Source organism: Haladaptatus sp. DYF46 (assembly GCF_021083305.1).
GTDB lineage: Archaea > Halobacteriota > Halobacteria > Halobacteriales > Haladaptataceae > Haladaptatus.
In genome coordinates this window covers 1,835,618-1,855,582 of the sequence record NZ_JAJFAY010000001.1, presented here as the reverse complement: position 1 = coordinate 1,855,582, position 19,965 = coordinate 1,835,618, and the positions used below count along the sequence as shown (strand labels likewise).

Annotated in this window: 22 protein-coding genes; 9 read left to right on the top strand and 13 right to left on the bottom strand. The window is 63.5% G+C overall.

The features are described 5' to 3' along the window. Positions 1-23: 23 nt before the first annotated feature. Positions 24-602 carry an LURP-one-related family protein gene (locus LJF34_RS10230; RefSeq protein ID WP_231184866.1) on the top strand — a complete coding sequence of 193 codons (579 nt, stop codon included), beginning with the start codon at positions 24-26 and terminating at the stop codon, positions 600-602. A gap of 6 nt (positions 603-608) precedes the next feature. Here LJF34_RS10230 and LJF34_RS10225 read toward each other — a convergent pair whose 3' ends face one another. Beyond that, positions 609-1,346, bottom strand: a complete 738-nt coding sequence (locus LJF34_RS10225; RefSeq protein WP_231184865.1) for an SDR family oxidoreductase — start codon at positions 1,344-1,346, stop codon at positions 609-611. Between the two features lie 104 nt (positions 1,347-1,450). Here LJF34_RS10225 and LJF34_RS10220 point away from each other — a divergent pair, with 104 nt between their 5' ends. Continuing rightward, positions 1,451-1,900: a universal stress protein gene (locus LJF34_RS10220; RefSeq protein ID WP_231184864.1), complete on the top strand. Its 450-nt coding sequence runs from the start codon at positions 1,451-1,453 to the stop codon at positions 1,898-1,900. Positions 1,901-1,940: 40 nt separating this feature from the next. On the opposite strand, the gene LJF34_RS10215 is transcribed toward LJF34_RS10220, so the two are convergent. Then, positions 1,941-2,333, bottom strand: coding sequence for a hypothetical protein (locus LJF34_RS10215; protein ID WP_231184863.1), 393 nt, complete (start codon positions 2,331-2,333; stop codon positions 1,941-1,943). A 122-nt stretch (positions 2,334-2,455) separates the two neighbouring features. Here LJF34_RS10215 and LJF34_RS10210 point away from each other — a divergent pair, with 122 nt between their 5' ends. Beyond that, positions 2,456-3,433, top strand: a complete 978-nt coding sequence (locus LJF34_RS10210; protein ID WP_231184862.1) for an ROK family protein — start codon at positions 2,456-2,458, stop codon at positions 3,431-3,433. A gap of 768 nt (positions 3,434-4,201) precedes the next feature. On the opposite strand, the gene LJF34_RS10205 is transcribed toward LJF34_RS10210, so the two are convergent. Further along, the gene (locus tag LJF34_RS10205) at positions 4,202-4,918 is read right to left on the bottom strand and encodes a DUF2103 domain-containing protein (protein ID WP_231184861.1); all 717 of its coding nucleotides are present in this window, start codon (positions 4,916-4,918) and stop codon (positions 4,202-4,204) included. Positions 4,919-5,012: 94 nt separating this feature from the next. Between LJF34_RS10205 and LJF34_RS10200 the strand changes: the two genes are divergently transcribed. After that, the gene (locus LJF34_RS10200; protein ID WP_231184860.1) at positions 5,013-6,395 is read left to right on the top strand and encodes a hypothetical protein; all 1,383 of its coding nucleotides are present in this window, start codon (positions 5,013-5,015) and stop codon (positions 6,393-6,395) included. A gap of 3 nt (positions 6,396-6,398) precedes the next feature. Here LJF34_RS10200 and LJF34_RS10195 read toward each other — a convergent pair whose 3' ends face one another. From LJF34_RS10195 to pth2, 5 genes are all read right to left on the bottom strand, one after another. Next, positions 6,399-7,523, bottom strand: coding sequence for a sodium:proton exchanger (locus LJF34_RS10195; protein ID WP_231184859.1), 1,125 nt, complete (start codon positions 7,521-7,523; stop codon positions 6,399-6,401). Between the two features lie 117 nt (positions 7,524-7,640). Next, positions 7,641-8,966, bottom strand: a complete 1,326-nt coding sequence (truD, locus tag LJF34_RS10190) for a tRNA pseudouridine(13) synthase TruD (RefSeq protein WP_231184858.1) — start codon at positions 8,964-8,966, stop codon at positions 7,641-7,643. 37 nt (positions 8,967-9,003) lie between these two features. Next, the gene (locus tag LJF34_RS10185; protein ID WP_231184857.1) at positions 9,004-9,363 is read right to left on the bottom strand and encodes a hypothetical protein; all 360 of its coding nucleotides are present in this window, start codon (positions 9,361-9,363) and stop codon (positions 9,004-9,006) included. 84 nt (positions 9,364-9,447) lie between these two features. Further along, a complete protein-coding gene (locus tag LJF34_RS10180; protein WP_231184856.1) occupies positions 9,448-11,043 on the bottom strand; it encodes a bacterio-opsin activator domain-containing protein in 1,596 nt (531 codons plus the stop codon). Between the two features lie 118 nt (positions 11,044-11,161). Then, on the bottom strand, positions 11,162-11,500 hold the full coding sequence (gene pth2 / locus LJF34_RS10175) for a peptidyl-tRNA hydrolase Pth2 (RefSeq protein ID WP_231184855.1): 339 nt from the start codon (positions 11,498-11,500) through the stop codon (positions 11,162-11,164). Between the two features lie 82 nt (positions 11,501-11,582). Here pth2 and LJF34_RS10170 point away from each other — a divergent pair, with 82 nt between their 5' ends. From LJF34_RS10170 to LJF34_RS10160, 3 genes are read left to right on the top strand one after another with little or no spacing between them, the layout of a single operon-like run. After that, positions 11,583-12,308 carry a Yip1 family protein gene (locus LJF34_RS10170; protein ID WP_231184854.1) on the top strand — a complete coding sequence of 242 codons (726 nt, stop codon included), beginning with the start codon at positions 11,583-11,585 and terminating at the stop codon, positions 12,306-12,308. A gap of 42 nt (positions 12,309-12,350) precedes the next feature. Continuing rightward, on the top strand, positions 12,351-12,941 hold the full coding sequence (gene dcd, locus LJF34_RS10165) for a dCTP deaminase (protein WP_231184853.1): 591 nt from the start codon (positions 12,351-12,353) through the stop codon (positions 12,939-12,941). Beyond that, positions 12,938-13,837: a thiamine-phosphate synthase family protein gene (locus LJF34_RS10160; RefSeq protein WP_231184852.1), complete on the top strand. Its 900-nt coding sequence runs from the start codon at positions 12,938-12,940 to the stop codon at positions 13,835-13,837. Before dcd ends, LJF34_RS10160 begins: the two co-directional genes overlap by 4 nt. On the opposite strand, the gene LJF34_RS10155 is transcribed toward LJF34_RS10160, so the two are convergent. From LJF34_RS10155 to LJF34_RS10140, 4 genes are all read right to left on the bottom strand, one after another. After that, complete coding sequence (locus LJF34_RS10155) at positions 13,834-14,169, bottom strand: hypothetical protein (RefSeq protein WP_231184851.1); 336 nt, start codon at positions 14,167-14,169, stop codon at positions 13,834-13,836. The two genes, LJF34_RS10160 and LJF34_RS10155, sit on opposite strands and share 4 nt — an antisense overlap. 170 nt (positions 14,170-14,339) lie before the next feature. Next, positions 14,340-14,582, bottom strand: a complete 243-nt coding sequence (locus LJF34_RS10150) for a PRC-barrel domain containing protein (protein ID WP_231184850.1) — start codon at positions 14,580-14,582, stop codon at positions 14,340-14,342. 34 nt (positions 14,583-14,616) lie between these two features. Continuing rightward, positions 14,617-15,546 carry a halocyanin domain-containing protein gene (locus LJF34_RS10145; RefSeq protein ID WP_231184849.1) on the bottom strand — a complete coding sequence of 310 codons (930 nt, stop codon included), beginning with the start codon at positions 15,544-15,546 and terminating at the stop codon, positions 14,617-14,619. Positions 15,547-15,550: 4 nt separating this feature from the next. After that, on the bottom strand, positions 15,551-16,690 hold the full coding sequence (locus LJF34_RS10140) for a multicopper oxidase domain-containing protein (protein ID WP_231184848.1): 1,140 nt from the start codon (positions 16,688-16,690) through the stop codon (positions 15,551-15,553). Between the two features lie 139 nt (positions 16,691-16,829). Between LJF34_RS10140 and LJF34_RS10135 the strand changes: the two genes are divergently transcribed. Continuing rightward, positions 16,830-17,513: a class I SAM-dependent methyltransferase gene (locus LJF34_RS10135; protein WP_231184847.1), complete on the top strand. Its 684-nt coding sequence runs from the start codon at positions 16,830-16,832 to the stop codon at positions 17,511-17,513. 173 nt (positions 17,514-17,686) lie between these two features. Further along, positions 17,687-18,916 carry an ABC transporter substrate-binding protein gene (locus tag LJF34_RS10130; RefSeq protein WP_231184846.1) on the top strand — a complete coding sequence of 410 codons (1,230 nt, stop codon included), beginning with the start codon at positions 17,687-17,689 and terminating at the stop codon, positions 18,914-18,916. Between the two features lie 61 nt (positions 18,917-18,977). On the opposite strand, the gene LJF34_RS10125 is transcribed toward LJF34_RS10130, so the two are convergent. Then, positions 18,978-19,904, bottom strand: coding sequence for a sulfide-dependent adenosine diphosphate thiazole synthase (locus LJF34_RS10125; RefSeq protein ID WP_231184845.1), 927 nt, complete (start codon positions 19,902-19,904; stop codon positions 18,978-18,980). Between the last annotated feature and the right edge of the window lie 61 nt (positions 19,905-19,965).

The window sequence follows — 19,965 nt, the reverse complement described above, 5'->3', positions numbered from 1 at the left end:
AAATACACGACAAGCTGTGAACAATGGAACCTCCAGCACAGCACGACGTCGGCGGCATCGTCCTCGATGACGATACGTACAGGGTCGAACAGAGCCACTTCCGGAACAAGTACAAGGTGTACGACTCGTCCGGGAACCTCGTCCTGAAGTCGAAACAGAAGATGTTCAAGATGAGGGAGGAGTTCCCGTTTCACGACGCTGACGGGAACGTCGTCTTCCGGGTGAAGGCGAAGAACGTCTTCGACGTCGCCGGGGATTACGTCCTCGTGGACGAACGCTCGGGCGAGCCGGTGGTGATTCTCGCCAAGGATTTCACCTTCTTCCATCACCGATGGACGATACGACTCCCGGACGGGACCGAACTCGCGGAAGTCGCCTCCCGAAGCGCGCTGCTCGAAGCGCTGCGGTCGCTCGTCGACGTCCTCTGGTTCCTGCCGCACAAGTACTCGATTACTACGCCCGACGGCGATTCCATCGGAGAAATCGAGGGCCACTTCTCGCTCCGCGACAAGTACGACGTTCGCATCCACGACGCGGGGTCGATACCGAAAACCGCGCTCGTCGCGGGGGCGATAGCCATCGACGCGTTGGAGGGGAACTGATCCGACTCAGACCTTCTCCGGCAACCACCCGCCGTCAACCTCGACGTTCACGCCGCTCAGGTAGTCGCTGTCTTCGTCCACGAAGAAGCGCAGTGCTTGTGCCACGTCCTCGAATTTCGCCGGTGTACCGCGGGGCAAGTCGTCCGGGAACACGTCCGAATTTTCGACCACGTAGGGCGAAATCGCGTTGACGGTCACGCCGTCGTCCTGCGTGTCGGCGGCGAGCATCCGCGTGAACATCAGGACGCCCGCTTTCGCCATGAAGTACGGCGCGTTCTTCGGACTGATGAGTCCCTTCTCCGCGCTGGCGTAGCCGATGTTGACGATTCTGCCGAACTCGGCCTCGCGCATCCCGGGGAGCGCCCGCTTCGAACAGAGGTACGTTCCGTTGATGTTGCCCTCGAGGACGGCGTTCCAGCGCTCGAACGAGATGTCCTCCCAGTGGCTGGGTGCGAACGGGCCGACGTTGTTCACCAGCACCTCCACGGGACCGAGTTCGTCCTCGATGGCCGAAAACAGGCCGTCCACCTCGTCCGGGTCGGTGACGTCACCCTGCACGGTCATCGCTTCGCCACCCATCTCTCGGGCGGCGTCGGCTATCTCCCGCGCCTCGTCCTCGCTCGAATGATAGTGGACGGCCACGTCCGCACCGCAGTCGGCGAGCGAGAGGAGCAGCTCCCGGCCGACGCCCTTCGAACTGCCGGTGACGAGTGCGACCCGTCCGTCCAGATTCGGCGTTATCATGCGCTCCCTTCGTTCCCGAACGTCAACTAACTTGATATCTCGATTATTTCGATTTCGAATGAATGCCCCCCTATATTTAATATTCTGCACAGTGACGTGCTACCATGGCAATAGAGACGATTCTTCTCGCGGTAGGACCGGGAGACGCGGACCGAACCGGACGGCTCGCCGACGCCGTCATCGATGTGGCCGGGCCGACCGGCGCGACTGTCGTCCTCGCACACGTCTTCACCGACGACGAGTTCAACGACGTCGTAGACCGACTCGATTACGACCCAGCCGGGGCACCCAACTCGGACGAGGTGGCCGCGCGGCACGCGACGATTCGTTCGCTCTCGGACGCGCTCGACTCCGAGAACATCGGCTACTCGGTGCGGGGTGCGATCGGAAATCACGGCGAAACCATCGTCGACCTCGCGGAGGACGTGAACGCCGATGGCGTCTTCGTCGGCGGCCGCAAGCGCTCGCCGACCGGAAAAGCCGTCTTCGGCAGTACCGCACAGGAAGTGATGCTCTCCGCGCCGTGTCCCGTGACGTTCGTCCGCGAGGACTGAACGCCCGCTCGTTCTCCAGTCGTTCGACTTCCGACATTTTTCACTCCTCCGCGCGTTCCTGCCACCGTCGTTGCATTCTTCGCTCGCGGACGTGCCGCTCCCCGTCCGCGAGTTCGTCGCGCGTTGCGCCTTCGAACGCCTCGATGTCGAGGAGGAACCCCGTCTCGAACGATTCGACCAACTCGTAGGTCCATCGGTCGCCGCCGAGGATGCCACACGGGAGGATTTCGTCCCGGATGTGGTCGGCGAGTTCATCGTGCCCGGCGTCCCGCAGGTGGCTCTCCGCCTCGTTGAAGTGTTCCATTGCGTGGCCGGTGACGTGGTGGAACTGAACGAGGTAGCCGTGTGCCTTCCGCAGTCCCTCGATGCCGAGTTCGAGTTCGTGGAGCGCGGACTCCGTCTCGTCGTCGATGTCAGGGAGGTGGTCCGACATGCATCGACTCACGCCGTCGATGCAGTTAACTTCGGCAGCCGAACCTCTCGGGCTATCGGACACTACTCGTCGGCGAGTAAATGCCTGTAGTTAAGTGGGACGGACGACGTTTGTTCATCTGAATGGCCTACTACGCGGGTGTAGACCTGGGGGCGACCCACGTCAGGGCGGCCGTTGCCGACGAAGGCGGCGACGTCGTCAGCACGTACGAACGTGGCACGCCACAGGGACCGACCGGCATCGCGGTTACTGAAGCAGTACTCGAATGCATTCGTGGTGCGTGTGCGAACGCGGACATCGACCCCGGCGAGGTTCGGGCGGCGGGCATCGGCAGCATCGGCCCGCTCGACCTCGCGGAGGGTGCGGTCGAGAACCCGGCGAACCTGCCGGACACCATCGGCCGAATCCCCCTGACCGGACCGGTGGGGAAACTCATTCACAGCGAACGCGTCACCCTCCACAACGACACCAACGCGGGCGCTATCGGGCAGCGGTTCTACAGCGACCGCAACCCCGACGACATGGTGTACATCACGATTTCCAGCGGCATCGGTGCCGGCGTCTCCGTCGATGGCAACGTCCTCACCGGTTGGGACGGCAACGCGGGCGAGGTGGGACACATGATAGTGGACCCGCACGGCAGGCGCACCTGTGGCTGTGGCAAGGAGGGCCACTGGGAAGCCTACTGCTCGGGGAACAACATCCCGGAGTACGCCCGGATGTTGGCCGAGGAGGACGAGACGGTGGAAACCTCCCTTGCCCTCGAAGACCCCGACTTCTCGGCGAGGGACGTGTTCGAGAACGCCGGTATCGACCCCTTCGCCGACCACGTCATCGAACAGGTCGCTCACTGGAACACGGTCGGCGTGGCGAACGTCGTCCAAGCCTACGCGCCGTTGGTGGTCTACCTCGGCGGTGCCGTCGCCCTCAACAACGAGGAACTCGTCGTCGACCCGATTCGGGAGCGCATCGGCAACCATCTGCTGAACAATCAACCCGACGTACAGCTCACGACGCTCGGCGACGAAGTCGTCCTGAAGGGCGCGGTCGCGAGCGCCCTGACGGATGGCACCGGCGACGAAACCCGTCTGGCTGACTGATTTTCGAGACGTGAGGGTCGAGGAATGCGGCCGCTTCGGATTTTCGAGTCAGTGTGACTGCTCCAGTTTCGTCTTCGAAAATCCCCGCCATGGCCGCTACGAAAGAATACTGACTCTAGTGTGATTTCAATCGCTGGGAAGACGTCTTCGAAAGCCCCCGCCCTGTCGCGGTCACTCGACGACATATCGGGAACCTCTCCACAACGCCCGGTCCCGATAGTAGTCCCCGAGACGACCATGCAAGCGCGACAGGGCGGCCCCTTTCAATCCACCCAGACACCGCGACCGCACAGCACCGCGACGGCCACACCCTCCCCAGCCGATTCGCTTCGCTCATCCCTCGCGCGAACTGTAACGAGGCGACGCGGCCACTCTCGGCCGCGTCGCCCGTCAGCGCGCGCCACAACGGAAATTCGAATGCACGATACCCATAGCCGCTCTGGCGCGTGCGCCAGCAGGCCCGAGGACTTCACGTCCAAGGGCCTGTTAGTTATCACGCGAGGGACGACTGAGCGAATGCGAAGGAGTCGGTTGGGGAGGGTGTGGCTGATGCGGTGGCGGTATCGTGGGTGGAATGAAAGGGGCCGCGGGCGTGGCGAGGGCTTTCAAGGTCGTCCCTCCGGAGGTTGTGATTCAGTTACTCTCGGCTGTAACACGTAGCGAGCGGGCGGGGGCTTTCGAAGTCTGCCTTTCAGTAATTTCGGTCACTATTTCGGAAGCAAAACCATATCGTACCGAGCGTTCGGAGTGATTCCGTTCCCTTCCCCGTCACCGAAAGCCGCTCTCTTGGAGGGCTTCGTTCAGGTCCTCCCGAATTCGCTCGCCGAGGTCGCGGTCCATGGCGGTGGTGACGACGCGGTTTTCCTGCACGCTGGACCCGTCGCGGAGGAGGAGGCGGACGTTGCCGTTCTCGTCGGCGCGGGTGGCCTTGGCGCGGACGCCGGAGTCGGAACTCGCCCCGCCCGCGTTGATGGGGCCGGGGATGACCTTCTTGACGTGCGGGTGGCAGGCGACCTCCCGAATGGCGCGCATGCCGTCCCGATTGCCGATGAGCGTGGTGTGACTCCCGCCGATCTTCTCGCCCGGATCGCGGTCCACGACTTCGAGCGAGCGCTCGCCGCGCCGCGCCAGCACCTCCTCGACGGGGTTCTCGTCGCCGACGCGGTAGAAATCGTGGTGGAGCTGGGCGCGGACGGCGCGAATCACGTCGCGGTCGCCCGCCGCGTACACGTCCTCGGGGTGTTTTCGTCGCACTTCGTCGGCGATGCGTCCCGCGAAGTTGCGGAGTTCGACCACCTCGGTTTCGCCCTCCTCGGGCGTGGTGCTGACGCCCGTCTTCCCGACCACGGTTTCGTCGCGCAGCATCGTGATGTCGGCGTGGTCGCGGGTCACGGCGAGGACGACGGAGTCGGCGTTCCGCGTCCGGCAGACGAGACAGTAGTCGCCCGGGCGTTCGAGCGAGGACGCACACTGCCGACAGTTCATACGCGTCTTTCCCGATCATGGCGTTTAACCTCGGCGTTTCGGCCGCGGTTTCGGTGAGGGAAAGAAAAATATCGGATGGGAGACAACTACGGGTATGCGTCCCCGAACGGTCCCGTCCGAGCGGTCGCTTCTCGTTCTCCTCGCCCTCCTGTCGATCCTCGTGTCGTTCGCCGCGACGCCCGCGGCGAGTGCACCACCGCCGGAACCGTTCTGCGGCCCGTGTGGTGGTAGCTTCACCGAAGAAGCACGGTGGTACGGCGAAACCAACGGCGTCCAAAACGTGACGTTCGGCGTCGAACACAGCACCGCGACGATTCGCGTTCACGATAACGGCACCGCGACGTGGGCGGTGGAAAACCGGCTTGCGAGCGAGGAAACGGCGCGGTACTTCCGCGAGAACGGATGGATGCTCGACGAAATCGCCGAGAACGCCGGTCCGGGTTCCTCCCTCGAACCCGAAACGTTCCTCGACGCCCGCGTCGTCGGAACCAAAACGGTCGTCCTTCGCTATCGGACGACCGCCGCCGCGACGGCACCCGGCGGCGTCGTCAGGTTCGACGGGTTTCGACACGCGCGCGAGGGATCTATTTCCGGACTCGGTGCCGACCGTCTGACCGTGGTCGGACCGCCGGGGACCGTCGTCACCCGCGCGCCGCGCGGTGCAAGCGTGGACGGCAACTCGTTCACCGTGACCGCCTTCAGCGACGTCGGGGACGGCCCGTTCGTCGCGTTCGCGGGGTCGGGCGGGATTTCCGGCGAAGCGTGGAGCCTCGTGGCAGTAACGCAGCCACTCCTCGACGACATCGCTCTCAACCTCCTCTTGGACGTCCTCCTCCCGGCGGGCGTTCTGTTTGGCCTCCTCGCCGGATTCGTTCGACTCGGTGGTCGAGAGGGAAGTCGAAACGAACGACCGTCTCGTTTGGTCGCGGTTGTCGTTTTCGTCCTCGGCGTCCTCGCGCTGCTCGTCGGGACCGTTCGGTTGACCGACGCCGTCTCGGGCTACTCGATGGCCCTCGTCGTCGCGGGCGGGACCTACGTCGTCCTCGGCCTGCTGGCGTTCAGCGACGCCCGTCCGACGTTTTACCGCACGGTGGCCGCCGTCCTTCTCGCGTGGCTGGTCGGCCTCTGTGCGGCGATGGTGGCGGCTATCGCTGTCGACTCGCCCGTCGCGGCCCGGCTCTTCGCGTCGAACCCGTACGCGACCCGTAAATTCCTGTTCGGGGCGTTTTCGGTCCTTCTGGCGTCGTTCATGACCGCGGTCGGGTACGCCGCCGCGGTTCGTCGGCATCGGAGACTGGCCCTCGGCGCTCCGCCTGCCGCGCTCGCCGTCGTACTCGCATTGACGACCTCGATAACCCGCGTCAGGGGTCCGAACGACCTCCTGTTCACCCTCTTCTTGCTCGTGTACGTCCTCGTCTTTGTCTCGTTGATCGGTCTGCCCGCGTTCCTGCTCGGACGCACCGTCCCGGAGGAGTAGACGTCACACCTCTATCGGCGCGCCACCGAAGGCCGCGAAACTGACGACCCAGTAGACGACGTACAGGCCGAGGAGGACGTACCCGTGCCACGCTTTGAGGTGCCCTGTCGAGATGAAGTACGCCGCCAGCAGGGTTCCGATGACGAGGATGGGGAGGTGCCAGACGAGGACGGACGACCCGATGCCGACGCTCCCGGCGAGCGCGATGATGCCGATTTTCCCCGTGACCGAAAAGAGGACGCTTCCGACGACGTTGCCGATGCCGATTTCGGGTGCGCCGCGACGGACGGGTTCGACGGTCAGAAAGAGATCTTCGACGGTCAGCACGGCCGTCGCGATGGTGGCCCCGAACACCGTGTCCTCGATTCCGTAGGTGGTGATGACCCCTTCGGTCCCTATCGACATCGCCGAGGCACCGATGATGAGTCCGACCAGCGCGAGAATCGAGAGACCCAACCACGCGACTCCCGGCAACTCGCGCTCGGGAACGAACGGAATGTCGTCCGCGACGGGTCGAACGACACCACCGTCCAACATCTCTTGGACCTCCGTATCCCGGAACACTGGCGTATTCCGGTCCGACTCCCGGTAGACGATGTAGCCGAAGACGGCGACGAAGAGGGCGACGAGGACGACGCCATCGACGGGCGTCACCCCGCCGGACAACACGAACGGCACCATCACGAGCGGCGAGAGCGCGAACAGGACGAGATAGTCGCGGGGAACCTCCACCTCGAAGGGTGAGACGATGGCTGCCAGCGCGAGCGTGATTCCCGTCAAGGAGAGCGCGGTTCCGAACACGATTCCGAGCGCCACACCGTTCAGGTTCTCGACGTTCGTCGCGACCCCGAAGACCACGTCGTCGAACTCGATGCCGGTGAACAGGATGGCGAGGACGAACAGCGACAGGTCGAGTCCGACCGCGGCCTTGGTGAGAAAGCCGATGAGTTTCTCGACGCTGTAGACCAACAGCGCCGCCCCGGCGATGAAGACCACGACGGCCGGAATACCCGTCACCATCGCTCCTTCGCCACCGTCGCCCGCCTCCTGTGCGAGTACGGGGGTGACGGCCAGCGAAACGAAAAGCAGTGCGCCGAGCAGTGCGGTGAACCCCGTTCGACCTGTCATCGATGCCACAACACCCCTCTCGACCATATTCGCTCGGGACCGTAGATGAGAGTTCGGTGAAGAATTATACACGTGCCGAGTCGTGGCGCGTTCCACTCCCGCCGGGCCGTGTCGGCCCTACCCCATTTCGAGCGGATTCGCCTTCAGGAACTCCCGCAGGAAGACGGTGGCGTACGACCCGGAGGGGAGCACGAACGAAAACGAGAGCGGGTCGTGGGAGAGCGAAAACTCGCTGCCGAGAAGTATTGCCCGACGGGTGCCGGTCGAATGGAACTCACCGGGCAGATTGAATTCGTGTGGTTCGAGGTCGAATTCGTCGAGGACGGCGCGTTCGATGTCTCCCTGCTCGCCGTCCGCCAGTTCCGTCTCGGTACCGACCAGCGGCGCGGTGACGAACGCCCGGCCGCGCCGACAGTGGCGCTCGATGGTCCGAACGCGCTTCTCGCTCACGTTCTGCTGGCGGTCCACGTCGGGGACGGTCAGGCCGTCGACCGACTCCGCGAAACACACCACGTCGCCCGCGATCGGTTTGTCAAACGGAAGCCCCCGCCGAAGTCGCTCGCTCAGGATTCGGTTGAAGACGTACGACTGGGCGGCGTTCACCAGCAACCGCTGGAGGTTCGTCGGCAGCGATTCGAGCGCGTCCCGGAAGTCCGCCGGTTCGGTGCCGCCGTTCTCCACGAGGCGGTGGGCCATCGAGCGCTCGAACCCGAGTCGTTTCGGCAGGGCGTCGAGAACGGCGTCCCAGTCCGGTGCGAGTTCCTCGACGCGTTTGCGGGCCTCGCGCGTGTCGTCGGGTTCCGTCTCGAACGGGTTGCCGACGTAGGCCATCACCGCCTCCTCCCACTCCTCGCGGACGACGTGGAGGCCGACTTCGTGCGTCACCGGTCGGAGACTGCCGAACCGCTGTTGGCCGAAGAAGTTGGGAACCGCGAGCGTATCGTTCCCGCCGGCGAACTCGCGTAGTTGGGTCGCGATTTCGTCGGCGTTTTCCGGGTGGTCGGGGTTCGTGACGGTGATTTCGAACTCGTTCCCCACGAGGTCGCCGAACAACAGTTCCCGCCCGGCCCGGCCGACCGGTTCGAGTTCGGCGGCGCGCATCTCCGGCAGGTCGTCGGGGTCCACTTTCCGGAGGCTGAACAGTTGGGTCGTCACCGCGCGCTTGTCCTTCGTTCCGGCCCACGACACGCGCTCACGGCTGATTCCGAGCGCGCTGGAGAGGCTTCGGGCGAAGTCGTTGGTGTCCCATCCGTGGAGGGTCGCACGGACCACGAGATACGGGTACGATCCCGTGTCGGCGTCGAGGGGGTCGGCGTCGAACCCCTCTATCTCCCGCACCCTGAAATCTTCGTTCGTCTCGCGGAGGGTCCCCCCCACGCCGTCCTCGTCGCTGACGTAATACTCCATGCCGACCGCTGCCTCGATGGGATGTGCCTCGCGCATTCGTTCGGCCCTTCGGTCCGAACGGGATTAAAAAACCCTACTCTCCGGCGGGAATGCAGTCCGTCGCCAACTCGATGCCCTCCTCGGGGGTGACCGCTCCCGACTCGGCGTCGTAGCTGACGAGTCCGACGGACGTTAACTTCGGCAGGTGGACGTGATACAACAGTATCTCGGCTTCGGTCGCCTCCTCGTCGGACACGTCGGCGATACTGGTTTCTTCCTCCCACGCCGCGACGTGATACGCGAGGTCACCGATGGTCGTCGGCGTCGTCGCGTCGGAAAGATACGAGAGAACGTATCGTCGGTACGGACTGCTGAGGGTGTCGAATATAGCTTCGACGGATATTTCGGTTCTCTCGCTCGGCGGCGATGTGTGGACTTCTGTCTCTCTCTCCATTGGTGATGTAGTGGTACGTCGAGGGCAAGTACGCAGTACCTACGTACGTTGGCTATCGAGGGTTCTCTCTTCGCATCCCTCGAATCAGTCCCTCAGGCTGCTGAAAAACGCCGATGCGAGTTTTCCCTCCGCCTTCCGAAGGTGCTGATGGAGCGTCGCGGGTGCGATTCCCATCGACTCGGCGACCTGTTCCGCCGTACTCTCGCGCGGCCAGTCGTAGTACCCCGCCAAATAGGCGGCACGGAACGCGGACCGCTGTCTGTCGGTGAGTTCCGCGGAAAAGTCGTCCTGAAACCCACGCTTAGACTGCTCGGACCGCTCTACGTCCCGTTTTGCGACGAGTTCGATATCGGGGAACGACGTCCGAATCGACTCCAGCAACGTTCGAATGTTGGTTTCGCGTGCTACCTCCACCACGACGTCCTCGGTTCCTCCGTGTGCCTCCGCCGTCACGACCTTCGCACTGGATTCGATGAAGCTCTCGACGAGCGACGAGGAGACGTTCAACACGAGTAAACCTTCCTCGTCGTGAATCCAGACGACGCGCGAATCGTCCACGGTCGAGAGCGCCGCCGCCGCATCCGCCACCCGTTCCGGTCGTGCGTCCTCGACGCGAACGTAGTAGAGGTACTGACCGTCGGACGTCGGAACGGTACCGTCGAGGACGAGCGTGCAGTCGATTCGGCGCGACAAATCGGCCAGCAGTGCTTCGTCGTCCGTGACGCGGAACATCAGTTCGACGGCCGCTTGGTCCGTCGCGAGGAGTTTCTTGTTCTCGGCCGCGTTGATGGCGAACCCGACGAGTTCGCCGAGCGTGTCGAACCCGGCGACTTCCCGCTCGCTGAACGCGTTGGTCCGTGTCGCATACACCACCAGAACGCCGTATCTCGTCTGCTTGTACGAGAGCGGGACCGCTATTCCCGAACGGAGTCCGCGTTCCAACCCTCGCTCCCGAAGACGGTCGGTGAGGATGGGAGTGCGGGCGAAATCGCGAACGACGACGTGCCGTCCCGTCCGAAAGGCCCTCGTCGCAGGGCGTTCCCATACCTTGTTCTCCCTCTCGACCTCTCCGACGAGTTCCTGGAATGCCTGGTCCTCCCCGGCGAGCGTTCGAGGAACGATACCGTCTTCGACGAGGTCGTGGTCGCCGACCCACGCGAACCGATAGAGGTCGGAGTCGGCGAGTCGGCGACACACGGTTTCCTCTATCTCCTCGCGCGTGGCCGCGCCGACGAGTTCGTGAACGACCTCGCGGACGAGTTCGTTGAGGCGATTCAGCGTCTCCAATTCGTCGCGCTGCTGGCGAAGCGCACGTTCTCGCTTTCGACGTTTCGAGAGGTTCCGACCCGTTCCGGCGAAGCCGATGACTTCGCCACTCTCGCCGGTGAGTCGCGTCGCGTTGAACTCGTACGGGACGCGCTCGCCGTCCGCGGTCACGAGCGCTGACTGGCGCGTCTCGGTGTTGTCACCGACGAGTACCGCGTCGATGGCGGTTCCTATCTCCGCGTGGTCCGCCTCGGGGATGAAATCGAGCGGGTTCATCCCGTCGAGTTCGTCGTCGTCGTATCCCGTCACCTCCACGAGGCGGTCGTTCCATTCGGCGAGCGTTCCGCTCGCGTCGAAAACGTAGAAGAGGTCCGGAAGCGTATCGAGGACTGCGTTGACGGTGGATTCGTCCATTGTCCGTTACGGATTGGCAGTGGTGTTTGACAACATGGTACGTGGTCTATCGGTATCCAATGACCCGGACAGTAAAAGATTTGTGGATTGATATGTTTTCGTCGGCTACCGCTCGGTATCAATACAGGGATAGGTCGCCCGTCACCTTGTCCACGAGGTCGTCATCCGCGGGGCCGACGGCGAGTGCCGTGACGGTGCCCGGTTCGAGTTGCGTGTGACCGGCGTCTCGGATGATGGCGTGCGGAAGTCCCTCCGCCCGCGCCTTCTCCGCGAGACGGAACAGTTCGTCCTCGCTTCCGCCCTTCAACACGACCTTCTTCTGGCCTTCACCTTTCCACCGCTTACGCGCCCGCTGTCCCGTGTCTTCGTACGCCGAAAGGGAGGCGTGGGCCACTTGCGCGGCGAGTTTCCCCTTTCCCATTCCGATGTCCGTCCGGGCGACGATGGCCTGTTTCATGGTCGAGCGTCGTAGTAGCGGACCAAAACACTGGCTACTCGTTTCGAGAAAGCTTATACCTGATGACAATTACGTGGGAACGATGCTTTCCGATGCCCTCCTCCGCCCCAACCGCTTCTTCGAAGAACGCTCACCTCGGCCTCGCCTCGCGAGCGCGTTCGCCGTCGTCCTCGTCGTCGCGCTGGCCTCGACGGCCCTCTTCGGATTCGTCGGGTGGACGATGACCCAACGAATGACCGGAACGACGCAGATAGACAACCCGAACCGCCCGAGCGATACGTTCTGTAACGATGACTTCTTCACCGACGGCGCGGGGAACCTCTCCGAAGAGTGCGACCGGCCGAAGCAGAAGACGGTTGTCATCGGCGATCTCGTCTGGAAGGAGTTTCAGGAGAAAATCCCGCTCGTCTTCCTCGGCGTCCTCGTAGCGTGGCCGTTCACCGCAATCGGACTTCACGTCGCGTCGGCGGTCGCGGGCGGAGAGGGGTCGTTCTCGAACACCCTCTCCGTCGCCGGGTGGGGGATGCTTCCGTCGCTCGTCCAGATGCTGGTCGGTATCGGACTGTTCTATCTCGCGCTCCGCGGGGCGGACCTGTCGGGAAGCGACCCGCAGGTACTCCTCGACCAACTGCAATCGCTCGTCGCGACGGCACGCGGCGGGTCGGCGTTCGTCGCCCTGCTCGGAACGGCGTGGCAGTGGGTCGTCTGGACGTACGGACTGAAACACGCCCGACGGCTCTCGACGGGGGCCGCCGCGGTTTCCGCCGGAGCTATCGCCCTCCTCTCGTTCCTCGCGGCGCTCGCCTGATGACCGGTGGGTCTTTACACACCCCCACCCCTGTTTTCCACAATGATACTCTCCGACGCGGACATTAGCCGCCGTCTCGATTCCGGTGATTTGGTCGTCGAACCGATAGACGAACCCGACTTGCAGATTCAACCGGCGAGTATCGACCTTCGACTCGGCGAGGAGTTCCTCGAATTCCAGCGCACGAACATCCCGTGCATCCACCCCGACAGCGAGGGTGAGGTGGACAGCTACGTCACCGAAACCGTCGTCGAGGAGGGCGACGAGTTCATCCTCCATCCGGGCGATTTCGTCCTCGGCACGACGAAGGAACGCGTCGAGATTCCGTCGGACCTGCTGGCTCACGTCGAGGGTCGGTCCTCGCTCGGACGACTCGCCGTCGTCGTCCACGCCACGGCGGGCGTCGTGGACCCCGGCTATCGCGGGCAGATCACGCTCGAACTGTCGAACCTCGGCACCGCCCCCGTCGCGCTCAAACCCGGAACGCGAATCTCACAGCTCATCTTCACGGAACTCAAGAACCCGTCGGAGCGACCGTACGGGTCGGATCGCGGGTCGAAATATCAGGACCAAGCCGGGCCGCAGGCGTCCCGAATCGGCAGCGACCACGAGTTCGGCGGTGATCAACTGTGAAGTTCGCGGAGGAAGTCGTCGTCGAGGAGTTCCTCCCGACGTTTCGCTCGATGCTCGCCGAGGACCTGCGCGGACGCGGATTGACCCAAAGCGACGTGGCCGCCGCCCTCGGCGTCAGCCAGAGCGCCGTCTCGAAGTACGCACACGGCGACGTGGCACAGAACGAACGCGTCCGTGAGGACGAGCGTGTCGCCCGTCTCGTGAACGAAATCGGCGAGGGGCTGGCGACGGGAAGCATGAGTCAGGTGCAGGCGCTGGTGGAGGTCGAGGTACTCATCCGCCGACTCGAAGACCACGACCTCATCGCGCAACTGCACGAGGAGGCGATGCCCGAACTGGCGGGGTACGGCGGCGATTTCAACGTTCACGACCCCGACGACGAACTTCGGGCGACCGAACGCGTCCTCTCGTCCATGCGGCGCGGTGTCCACATCGTGGAGGGGACGAGCGGGTTCACGTCGCTCATCCCCGCGGTGGGGTCGAACCTCTGTGAGTGTCTCCCCAACGCCGAGAACATCGACGACGTGGCGGGTATCCCCGGCCGTATCTTCGACGTAAAAGGTCGAGCGACGATTCCGGCGGAACCGGAGTTCGGCGTCAGCGGCCACGTCGCGTCCATCCTCTTGGCGGCACGAACGCACGGTGCCGACGTACACGCCGCGCTCAACGTCCGGTACGACCCCGACATCGTGTCCCGTCTGGAGTCGGCGGGTCATTCGACCGCCGAGTTCGACGCCGAGTACGACAATCTCGGCGAAGCGGTCGGCATGGCTCTCGACGAGACGCCCGACGCGACGGTGCTCTATCACACCGGCGGCTACGGTATCGAACCCATCGTCTACATTCTCGGCGACTCCGCCGAAGCGGTGGCCGAAATCGGCAGAAAAATCGTCTAAACCGGGACCCGCTCGCTGCGTTGGACTTCCCGAACGATGTCGTCCGGCAACACGTCGTCGCGTTCGCGCCGAAGGTCGTTGACCGCTCTCGCGAACGAGAGCAGCGCCGGGACGGCGCGGTCACGCGTCGCGACGCGACCCACCGGTCGAATCGTCGTGTATCTGTTGCCGATGCTGTCCTCCAGTTCAAGTTCCCACTCGTCGGCTATCGACGCCCTCACTGCCTTTACCGAGATGTTTCCGTCCTCGTGCTGGAGTTCGATCTCATCCCCTCTGACGGGTGTTTGTTCCCATCCGGCGGGAATGTCTTCGGTGTCTGGCAGGTGGTTCATGTTTCGGTTGGTTGTTCGTTGTCTCATTTGGTTTGCCTCATGCCTGCTTGTGCGAGTCGTTTATGTCCAACGGTCGAATTGGCACACACAAAGTATATACCGATCCGGTCGCACTCTTCAGTTACCTCGGGTAGGGGTACACGAGGTAATTTTTCTTCGAAACTGTCCGCTCAGTCGCGCGTCCGGAGAACGACAGTTTCGTCGTCGATTCGCTCGACGTCCTCCTCCGAAACCGCGTACGTGTTCTCGTCGCTCCCTCCCGCGTCCAACTCCGTCTGCAACGTCTCGACGACGTCCGGTTCGGCTCCGACGTGTGCCGTCCCATGGCGTACCTCCGTGACCATTCCGACGTCCGACCCATCCGATTCGATGACCCGTTTCCCCTCATCGTCTTCGGTCAGGGCAATCGTCATGTGGCATAAATTGCGACGTGAGGGGACTTTAGCGCTATGAGTGATTCCTGACTTGTGGCTCGGTTGACGACGGTCCCTCTTTTCGCGACGAAAGGAAGAGCGCGAACGCGATGGGAGAGAGGAGCGCGGTCGCGAAACTACCGCCGAGTGCGAGCTCACCCGGAGAGATACCCGCGGCCGCGTCCGTCGGTCCGTCCACGACGACCGCACCCTTCATTCCCATCCCGAGATGCGGTTCACAGACGTACTTCGTGATACCGCCACCGCGGAACGTGTGGGTGAAGGTCGCGCTCGAATCACCGAACAGATCGCTCGCAAACGACCCGTCCTCCGCGACGACGTTGTGGATACCGTTTCCGGTCCACCGCCACGTCACGGTCGTCCCGGGGTCGATACGAATCGCCGCCGGATCGAATCCGTACGGACCGCCGTTGCCCTCGACGCCGACATCGACCGTGACGGCATCCTCTCCGGTCAAATCGGTCGTTCCGTCGAAGGTATCGACGCCATCGAACCACCCGTCGTAGGTAGTCTCCGCCCCGTTTTCGCCCGTCGCTCCGGGGAGCGCGGCATCCCCGACGAGGACCATTCCCTCCATCCCCATCGCACGGTGCGGTTCGCAGTAGTAGTTGATCGCTCCGTCCGTCTCGAACGTCCGGGTGAACGTCGCCCCGGCCTTCTCCAGAAGATCGCTCTCGAACGACCCGTCCTCCGCGACGACGTTGTGCATTCCGCCGTCGCCCGACCACTCCCAGACGACGGTCGTTCCGGGGTCGATTCTGACGGCGGCGGGGCCGAACGCGTAGGTTCCGCCGTTGCCCTCGGCACCGACCACGACGGTGACCTCTTCCGTGCCGGTCTCGTCCACGACCGTCGGTGACTCCCCGGCCACCGGCGGCAGGGACGAGAGCGCCACGATACCCGCGCCACCGCGGAGTACATCCCGACGTGCTATGCCCGTCATCGGTTCACCCCTCGTACCCCGAATACTCCATCAGGTTGGCGAAGATCTCGGTGTCCATCGCTTCCTTGTAAACGACCGCCGAGAGCATCCCTCCGGGGTAGGAAGCCCCGTTTCTGACGTGGTCGACCTTGTGGCAGTGCATGAGGTAGATGCCGGGGTCCGCGTCCGCCTCGAACTCGATGGTGTAGCGTTCCGCCGGTGAGACGTTCACCACGTCCTGCGGGAACCCCATCGCCTCGGGATAGTCCGCGCCGTCCTTTTCGACGATGCGGAACCGGTGGTTGTGGATGTGAAGCGGGTGCGACATGAATCCGCCGTTGACGAAGTGAATCCGGACGGTGTCACCCGACTCCACGATGAACGGCGTCCCGTCTTCGGGGTGAAGGGTCCGCGGCGCGCTCTTTCCGTTGACGGTGAACACGTCGGGGCGACGGTTCGTGAGGTCGAAGGTCGCGTCCTCGCCGGCGTACGCGCGCGAGAGTCGCGAATCCCACTCCCGGACGGTCGCGAAGTACTCCTTGTCGGCCTCTTCGTATCCCTCCGGGTCGACGCGAAGGATGCCGAACATCCCCATCTCCATGTGCATCGGCGTCTGGAAGTGACAGTGATAGAGGTGAGTGCCGGGAACGTTCGCCGAGATGGTGTACGTGTGTTTCTCCCCCGGCGCGGCGGTGATTCCCGTCGTCGTCGGCACGCCGTCGTTTTCCCACGTCTTTCTGACACCGTGAAAGTGCAACGTGTGGGGGTTCTTCATGTTCGTGTTGTCGAGCGTTATCTTCAGTTCGTTCCCCTCCGTCGTTCGGAGGACGGGTCCGGGGACGCTCGGCGGCAAGTCGTTGGCCTGAAACGCCCACACGTTCGGGAGCGTCACCGGACCGCCCATGCTTTCGAGCGGGTGGGCCTCGTGCCGGGCGGAGACCGTTCGCATCGTCACCTCGTGACCGAGCGCGTCCAAATCGACGACCTGCGGCGCGCTCGTCGTCGGGAGTGCGGCGTTCCCGTTCGCCGCGGCGACGCCGTCCTGTCGGTCCGGTCGTGACGGTGCCGCACATCCGGCGGTGGAGACGACGCCGACGGTACCGGTCGCTTTGACGAAATCACGCCGCGAGATGCCCGTTCCGGGTGCGCCAATCTGTGACCTCATAGTACATGTTTAGCTTCGAGGACGAACGTGATATGACTGGAAGGTGGTTCTCACCGCGTGAGAGTTGTTCTCGGAAGCTGGGAACGACGCGGACGAAACGACCCGGTTCCTTTTGTTCGGGTTCGTCGTACGGAGAACCATGTCACGGACCGGACCGTCCGCCGCCCAACAGTTCTACGGACGCTGGGCGCGACTCTACGACCTGCTCGCAGTGGCGACCCCCGGACTCTCCCGCCTCCGGGGTCGGGTCGCCGATGAACTCCACCTCTCGCCCGGCGATACCGTGGTCGAGATGGGGTGTGGAACCGGGGCCAACTTCCCACACCTCCGGAATCGCGTCGGTCCCGAGGGCAGGGTCGTCGGCGTCGATTTTACCCGCGGAATGATCGAACAAGCACGGGACAGGGTCGAACGAGAGGGTTGGGACAACGTTCACCTCGTACAGGCCGACGCGGCCACGTTCTCGCTCCGTGAGGATGTCGATGGGCTTCTCGCCACCTTCGTCGTCGGGATGCTGGGCGACCCGTACGCAACGGTCAATCGCTGGCTTGACGGTATCCGTCCCGGCGGACACCTCGCGTTGCTTGACGCCGGACAGAGTTCGCGCCCCTACTCGTGGCCGGTGAATCAGGCCTTCCGCGGCCTCGTGCTCGCCTCGACGCCCGGCGGAACGAGCGGGTTCGAGAAACCGCCGTGGTACGTGCTGGACGAACGAATCGCGGAGTCGCGGCGGGCGCTGTCGGCGGGGACAGTCGATGTTCAGGATAGCGGGCACGCGCTGGGCGTGGTGCGGATTACGGGTGGACGAGTGGCGGAACCGTAATCGGAATCGTATTCCTCGTCGAGCACCCGCCGTGTTTCGCTTCTCGTCCGTAGTCCTGCTTTTCGACCCATATCCGACCGACGCAATCGCCCGTTCGACCTTTGTAAGGAGACAAGTTTTAGGTCTGGCTAAATCTCGGAAGCGTTTTATACTTTTAGGCCAGCCTAATTCTCATGCCATCGGACGCTACGGGCAATGACGGACCAACGCGACGAAACTACGTGAAGTACGGCGGAACGATAGTCCTCGGCGGTTTCCTCGCTGGTTGTTCGAGCGACAGCGCTGGAACCGAGACGGATTCATCGACGACGTCCGACTCGACGGTGACGTCCACATCCGGGGCGACGGCTGAGGACGGGAGCTACTCGGTATCGATGTCGCCGATGGGTGAGGTCACGTTCGAAGAGGTTCCGAAGACCATCTTCACGCGACTCACGCATCTCGCGGGGATGGCGTTCGCACTTGGTCGGGGAAACGACGTGAACGCGATGCACGCGCCGGACTACTACGACGCGCTCTGGAACCAGTTCACGCCGCGACTCCCCGGCATCTCCCTCGACTGGTCGGGTCTCTACTCATCGTGGGAGCCGAACAAGGAGAAACTCTACCAACTCGACAGCGACGTTCACCTCACGGACCCAGCCAGCGTACTCGCCCTCGACAGCTGGGACATGAATGATATAAAGGAGATTCGGAACAACATCTCCCCGTGGTTCGGCAACCAGTTCAGCGACCGCCACACGAAACCGCCGGCGGCCTACGCCGACGACTACGAGTACTACTCCCTCTGGGAGCAGTTCGAGAAAGTCTCGAAGGTCTTCCGAGCCGAGGACCGTTACGATGCGCTCGCGTCAATTCACAACGACATGCTCGACACTATCGAGGCGAACCTCCCGCCGAAATCCGAACGTCCGTCCGTAGTCATGGGCGGGTTCACCGACCCGTCCGCCCCGTACGTCTACAACGTGGACGCCCCCGGATTCCTCACGGCCCACGTACGTCCCTTCAAGCCGACCGGTGCGTTTGAGCGCGATGTCTCCTCCGGAACGCAGGTGGACTTGGAGGCGATACTGCAAGCCGACCCGGATGTCATCCTCGTTCTCGGCGGTATGCATCCCGATACCGACGTGACGAACATCCGAACGTCCCTCGAAGACGATTCCGTCGGGAGCAGGATTCCCGCCGTCGAGAATGACCGCGTCTACGCGCAGGGAGCACGTTATCAGGGACCAATCCTCAACCTCTTCCAGTTGGAGATGACCGCGAAACAGCTGTACCCCGACCAGTTCGGTGAGTGGTCGAAATATACCAACGGCCCGTACCCGGAACTTCCCGAGGACGAACGGCTGTTCGACCGTCAGCGCGTCGCCGACATCATAAACGGAAAGGTAGAAGCACAGTGACGGTGTGAATCGGCCATCTCTGACCTCCGGGGTTCGTCTGTAACCCGTTCCTATTTGTCGTTCAGTCGTCCGCTGGCGACGGACTTCCGACCATCTCCACCGTTCCGCCGACTTCCAACTCGTCAAGCACGACCTGTGCGGCGCGCTTACCGGAGAGCAACATCGCGCCGAAGGTCGGTCCCATTCGGGTGAGACCGTAAGTGGTCGCGGTGGCGAGGCCGGTCGAGACGAGGCCGTCGTGAACTTTGCCCGCGTGTTCGACCACCTCGTCCTCGCTCTTTGCGACCCACATGGAGTCGTGACCGGGCGAATCGTGGCCGGGCGCGCCGTACTCGCCTTCGCCCGACTTGTCCATGCCGGTGTTGTGTTCTTTGGCGTGGCTGAGGCCGGGGGCGTCGAGGACGCCGCGCTCTTGGAGTTTCGAGACGACGACCGCTTCGTGCCCCGTGGCGTCGATGACGAGGTCGGATTCGACCGCGATGGGGTCCACGCAGGTGAGTTCCCGCGGGAGGGCGTGGACGGGCGTCCAGTTCATGACGATGCCGCCGACGCGGTGGCCCTCGCGGACCACGACGTCGGTGAACTCGGTCATGTTCTGCATCTTCGCGCCCGCCGCACAGGCCGATTCGATGAGCGCGGAACAGGCATGCGGTCCGTTCGCGACGTACAGGCCGTCGGCCTCGTCCGACTCCTCGTAGGGGACGCCGAGTTCGTCCAACACGTCCTGTGACGGGTCGCGGACCGTTACCTTGTTCATCAGAAAGCCGCCGAGCCAGAACCCGCCGCCGAGGTAGTTGTTCTTCTCCACGACCATCGTGTCGACGCCGCGTTCGGCGAGTTCCTTCGCCGCGACCAACCCGGACGGGCCACCGCCGACGATGATGACCTCCGTTTCCGAGAACTCGGTGAACTCGTCGCTCCACGCGGTTCCGATCGCTCGTGTGACTTCCGCTTCACTCACGTCCGCAAAGCCATCGAATGCTTGCATATCACTCAGTAATACCACCAAGTTGTTGAAAAAGGTTTCCCCCGGTTTCAGCCCCCGACGG

Coding starts and splice junctions, on each gene's coding strand:
- LJF34_RS10230 (WP_231184866.1), top strand. CDS start 24: ATGGAACCTCCAGCACAGCACGACGTCGGCGGCATCGTCCTCGATGAC.
- LJF34_RS10225 (WP_231184865.1), bottom strand. CDS start 1,346: ATGATAACGCCGAATCTGGACGGACGGGTCGCACTCGTCACCGGCAGT.
- LJF34_RS10220 (WP_231184864.1), top strand. CDS start 1,451: ATGGCAATAGAGACGATTCTTCTCGCGGTAGGACCGGGAGACGCGGAC.
- LJF34_RS10215 (WP_231184863.1), bottom strand. CDS start 2,333: ATGTCGGACCACCTCCCTGACATCGACGACGAGACGGAGTCCGCGCTC.
- LJF34_RS10210 (WP_231184862.1), top strand. CDS start 2,456: ATGGCCTACTACGCGGGTGTAGACCTGGGGGCGACCCACGTCAGGGCG.
- LJF34_RS10205 (WP_231184861.1), bottom strand. CDS start 4,918: ATGAACTGTCGGCAGTGTGCGTCCTCGCTCGAACGCCCGGGCGACTAC.
- LJF34_RS10200 (WP_231184860.1), top strand. CDS start 5,013: ATGCGTCCCCGAACGGTCCCGTCCGAGCGGTCGCTTCTCGTTCTCCTC.
- LJF34_RS10195 (WP_231184859.1), bottom strand. CDS start 7,523: ATGACAGGTCGAACGGGGTTCACCGCACTGCTCGGCGCACTGCTTTTC.
- truD (WP_231184858.1), bottom strand. CDS start 8,966: ATGCGCGAGGCACATCCCATCGAGGCAGCGGTCGGCATGGAGTATTAC.
- LJF34_RS10185 (WP_231184857.1), bottom strand. CDS start 9,363: ATGGAGAGAGAGACAGAAGTCCACACATCGCCGCCGAGCGAGAGAACC.
- LJF34_RS10180 (WP_231184856.1), bottom strand. CDS start 11,043: ATGGACGAATCCACCGTCAACGCAGTCCTCGATACGCTTCCGGACCTC.
- pth2 (WP_231184855.1), bottom strand. CDS start 11,500: ATGAAACAGGCCATCGTCGCCCGGACGGACATCGGAATGGGAAAGGGG.
- LJF34_RS10170 (WP_231184854.1), top strand. CDS start 11,583: ATGCTTTCCGATGCCCTCCTCCGCCCCAACCGCTTCTTCGAAGAACGC.
- dcd (WP_231184853.1), top strand. CDS start 12,351: ATGATACTCTCCGACGCGGACATTAGCCGCCGTCTCGATTCCGGTGAT.
- LJF34_RS10155 (WP_231184851.1), bottom strand. CDS start 14,169: ATGAACCACCTGCCAGACACCGAAGACATTCCCGCCGGATGGGAACAA.
- LJF34_RS10150 (WP_231184850.1), bottom strand. CDS start 14,582: ATGACGATTGCCCTGACCGAAGACGATGAGGGGAAACGGGTCATCGAA.
- LJF34_RS10145 (WP_231184849.1), bottom strand. CDS start 15,546: ATGACGGGCATAGCACGTCGGGATGTACTCCGCGGTGGCGCGGGTATC.
- LJF34_RS10140 (WP_231184848.1), bottom strand. CDS start 16,690: ATGAGGTCACAGATTGGCGCACCCGGAACGGGCATCTCGCGGCGTGAT.
- LJF34_RS10135 (WP_231184847.1), top strand. CDS start 16,830: ATGTCACGGACCGGACCGTCCGCCGCCCAACAGTTCTACGGACGCTGG.
- LJF34_RS10130 (WP_231184846.1), top strand. CDS start 17,687: ATGCCATCGGACGCTACGGGCAATGACGGACCAACGCGACGAAACTAC.
- LJF34_RS10125 (WP_231184845.1), bottom strand. CDS start 19,904: ATGCAAGCATTCGATGGCTTTGCGGACGTGAGTGAAGCGGAAGTCACA.